The organism is Leptospira sp. B5-022 (assembly GCF_000347035.1).
GTDB lineage: Bacteria > Spirochaetota > Leptospiria > Leptospirales > Leptospiraceae > Leptospira_B > Leptospira_B cinconiae.
In genome coordinates this window covers 1-4167 of sequence record NZ_ANIJ01000020.1, presented here as the reverse complement: position 1 = coordinate 4167, position 4167 = coordinate 1, and the positions used below count along the sequence as shown (strand labels likewise).

Genomic DNA, 4167 nt, shown 5'->3' with positions numbered 1-4167 from the left:
CCAAATAAATCTTTTAAGGAAGAAGTATGAATTTACCAGAGCCTCACGGAACGCCATACAGCTCTCTAATAAACGATATTGAAAGAGGACAAGTTAAGATTCCACAATTTCAAAGAGAATTTGTTTGGGAAATCAGCAAAGTCGTTAATTTGCTCGATAGCATTATTAAAGGATATCCGATTGGGACTTTTATCTTTTGGCGTACGAATGATCGCTTGAGAGCGATTCGAAATATAGGGAATGTCGAATTGCCTGAGGCAGGAGACGGCGAATATGTTAATTACGTTTTGGACGGACAACAAAGATTAACAAGCCTTTATTGTAGTTTAAGGGGGATCACTATTGTTCGAGAATCTAAAAAGTTAGAAGATTTTTCAAAAATCTATATAGATCTTGATTCAAACGAAGATGATAAAATTGTTAAGACGTCACAGGAAATTTTAGAAGTAAATGACAGAGTTATAACAATTAATCAGTTGCTAACGGGTGGGTTGTCGTTGCTATCAGGATATCCGAGCCAATACCATCATAAATTGGAAGAATATAAAAAAAGGCTCGAATCATATAGTTATTCGATAATACTAATAAAGGAAGTTAATATCAGTGTAGCGACGGAAATATTTTCTCGCATAAACGAAGGAGGAAAAACTTTAACACTTTTCGAAATTATGGTCGCAAAGACCTATGATTTGCCGAGTGGCTTTGACTTGTCTGAGAAGTTTAAGCTTTTGATACAAGAATTACAAGAAGTAGGATATGAAACTATATCTGATGTTACTGTATTGCAAATAATCTCTATAATTTTACGTAAAGAATGCAGAAGAAAAGATATTCTTACTATAACGAGACACGAATTTATCCCTGCATGGGACAAGGCAGTTGATAGCTTAAAGAGAGCGATTGATTATTTTCGGACATTCTATCGAATTCCTGTTTCTCAACTTCTCCCATATAATGCACTTTTAGTTAGTTTTTCATATTTCTTCTACCATCATCAAACTAGGCCTACAGGAGAAACGGAGAGAAAACTTCAGGATTTTTTTTGGAGGTGCTCTTTATCTGGGCGATATTCCTCTGGGCTTGAGACCAAACTCGCTCAAGATATAAAGAGGATGGATGCAGTTCTGCAGAACGACCATGTTACTTATAGTTGGCCAGTTAAAATCACATCTGAATATATTAAGGGAAATGGTTGGTTTAGTACAGGTAGGAGTTTTATTAAAGCTATTCTCTGTGTTTATTCTTATTATGAGCCGAAATCCTTTGATAATGATGGAAAGGTTATAATTGATAACGCCTGGCTTAAAATATCTTCCTCAAAGAATTATCATCATTTTTTTCCGAAAGCATTCTTAGAACGGAGTGGTATCGAAAATTCGAAGGCTAATAATATTCTTAATATAACGATAGTTGATGACTACTTGAATAAACGTAAAATTCGAGATAAAGCGCCCGCAAATTATATGACTGAATTCAGTAAAAGTAATCCGAAATTGGAAGAAACTCTGAAATCTCATCTTATTACTGATATGTATGAGTTTGGAATTTGGGAGAATGATTATGAAAAATTTATTACTAAACGTGCAGATGCTGTCGTTCAACATTTTCAAGAGATTTTGATTCCTCAAGAAATAGATGCAATTGATATGCCAGTTATAGAGGATGATGAAGAGGAATTAATGTAATAAGCGTCTACTGCGACTAACTTTCGCCTCAGCCGCAGCGCTGCGGGATCGCTACGCGACCCTTGCTTGGCCTCCGGCACATTTCGCTTTGTCACTCGTCTTGCTAAGCAAGCCTCGCGCCAAGTGCTACTACGCACTCGCGAAACGTCGGCTAGGCTTGGTCGTTAAGCGCCATAAAATTAAAATGCAAAGATATCAAATATTAGATCAAAATAAAGAACTTCTTATAGAAAACTTAATTTCGGCTTCGGAAGGATGGTTTATTGAATACAAAGAAAAGTTCAATGATTCCAGTAAGGCATCAAAATCAATAACATCATTTTTGAATTCATACGGTGGTTATATTGTTGTTGGAGTTAAAGAAATTAAAGAAGACTCGATTCCAAAATATCAATTTATTGGGATAGATATAGAACTTGCTAAACGGCAAATATCTTTAATAAAGGATACAATTAAACGCAATATATCTCCTACTCCTTACGTCGATATATTGCCAATTCCTGGACCAATCCCGGAAATCGGCTTAGAAAAAGGTAAACAGCTAATTGTAATTGATGTTCCTGCAGGCAATAACCCTCCGTATATTTCTTTGTCAGGAAAAATTTATAGAAGAAAGCATGATTCATCTGAAGGTGAAGAGGAAAACAGTCGTTATGTAGTAGATGAACTATATGCAAAATCTAAAGAAATTGAATTTTTAATTCAAAAAGAAATAGATGCTTTGAATTATATCGATAAAAGAAATGATTATAAGCTAACTAATTTAAATGTTTATTATTTTCCATCTCCTTTTCCGAATAAACTTAGCAAAGAAATAATACTATTATCTGATCTTGATGATATAATTGACGATTTCGGAAAGAAATTCTACAAATTTGATAATGTCTATACTGAAGGACCGAATATAGTATTTCGATCTGTCTTAAAGAATGACTATCGAAATAGCGGGGTGATCGCCCTTTTTAATCGTAATAACTATTCATTCAAAGTTAGGATACAAAGTAGCGAAACTTATTTTCCTAAGTTCAATAGTGATTCATTATTAATTAGCTTTCGGGCGAATTACAAATTTTTTGATGAATTTATACATTGTTTAGAGAATGAAAGATTTCAATCATTAGCATTAGTTGGTTTTACGGACGTTCTTAAAAGCGTAGTTTATTCATTTTGCCTTTATAAAAGGATACTAGATCATGTTAATTATAAGGCTCCGCTATGTAGCAAAATAATATTGAGTAATGCTCATGGAAAGATTCCATTCATGGATTACAAATTATTTATTGAGCATTGTAAAAAGTATAAAATGCCATATTTCATTTCGGATAATAGTGAATATCCAATACTAAATAACATCACTTCGTTTATTCCAATAGACTTGGAAGAGAAATCTTCTTCGGAACAGAAGTTTGAAGAGTATTCAGAACAAGAGTTTGCTATATTGACAACAATCCCTATAACGGTGAAAATCCTCGGTTTGATTGGTATGGATTTCCCAGAAGGAGATAGAGAAGCAATAAAAATGCTAATATAATTTTACGGCGCTTAACTATCGGTGCTTCCGCAGCGCTGCGGGCTTGCTACGCAACCCTTGCTTGGCCTACGGCACATTTCGCTTTGTCACTCGTCTTGCAGAGCAAGTCTCGTGCCAAGTCTTTATGGACTCGCGAAACGTCGGAACACCTTGGTCGTTAAGCGAACATACAGGCAAAAATTTATCCAAATACTAAAATTTCTAGTATTTGAATTCATACAAAAGAATATCATTTTTGAATTCCAATGAGTTTTCTCGATAAATTACTTCAAACTATTGATCTTTGGATTCCTGATGAACGTCAGGCATCGCTGGATAAGGGAAAGAATTTCGAAAGATATGTGTTATCTAAATTCGATAAGAATTATTTCAGTGCGGTTGATTGGACTCGCGATCATGATGCAAGTCGAACAGGTTTCTTAGTTGAGAGTAATCAAAATCCAGATCTCAAAATTCGTTATAAGCCAACTAAGGAAATATTTGCAGTTGAATGCAAATTTAGAAGTAATCCAGTGAAAAGTTCGAAGATCAATGATTATGTGATTAATTGGTCTAAGGCAGAGCAAATCAAAAGATATACCCAATTTATGAAAAGGGAAAGAATTCCAGTATTTATAGTAATTGGCTTATCTGGGAAACCTCAGGATCCTGAATTTATGTTTTGTTTACCATTATCCGCGGCTCCTTATCCAGAATTATTTCCTAGTATATTGGATAAATATGAACGTGACCCAAAAAAGTCCTTCTTTTGGCAAAATGGGACCTTAAGATAATGGTGCCGTAAATTTGTTTTTGTTATGCCTGCACGTCGCTTAACTTTCGAGTTGGCGTTACGCTTCGGGATGCTTGCGCACCCTCGCTCCAGGCTCCGCCACATTTCGCTTTGTCACTCGTCTTGCAGAGCAAGCCTCGCGCCAAGTCCTTCGGACTCGCGAAACGTCGCCAACCCTT

At 35.4% G+C, this 4167-nt stretch carries 3 protein-coding genes; all 3 read left to right on the top strand.

What is annotated here, in order from left to right; genetic code table 11:
• The first annotated feature begins 26 nt into the window (after window positions 1-26).
• The 3 genes from LEP1GSC192_RS10285 to LEP1GSC192_RS10275 all read left to right on the top strand — a co-directional run bounded on the left by LEP1GSC192_RS10285 (window position 27) and on the right by LEP1GSC192_RS10275 (window position 3989).
• Window positions 27-1685 carry a DUF262 domain-containing protein gene (locus LEP1GSC192_RS10285; RefSeq protein ID WP_020769907.1) on the top strand — a complete coding sequence of 553 codons (1659 nt, stop codon included), beginning with the start codon at window positions 27-29 and terminating at the stop codon, window positions 1683-1685.
• 184 nt (window positions 1686-1869) lie between these two features.
• Entirely contained in the window at window positions 1870-3216 is a 1347-nt protein-coding gene (locus LEP1GSC192_RS10280) for a helix-turn-helix domain-containing protein (RefSeq protein WP_157186903.1), read from the top strand.
• Between the two features lie 245 nt (window positions 3217-3461).
• Window positions 3462-3989, top strand: a complete 528-nt coding sequence (locus LEP1GSC192_RS10275) for a hypothetical protein (protein ID WP_036089723.1) — start codon at window positions 3462-3464, stop codon at window positions 3987-3989.
• The last annotated feature ends 178 nt before the right edge of the window (window positions 3990-4167 follow it).

Bases quoted from the DNA above. Each gene is read 5' to 3' on its own strand.
- LEP1GSC192_RS10285 (WP_020769907.1), top strand. From the start codon at position 27: ATGAATTTACCAGAGCCTCACGGAACGCCATACAGCTCTCTAATAAAC.
- LEP1GSC192_RS10280 (WP_157186903.1), top strand. From the start codon at position 1,870: ATGCAAAGATATCAAATATTAGATCAAAATAAAGAACTTCTTATAGAA.
- LEP1GSC192_RS10275 (WP_036089723.1), top strand. From the start codon at position 3,462: ATGAGTTTTCTCGATAAATTACTTCAAACTATTGATCTTTGGATTCCT.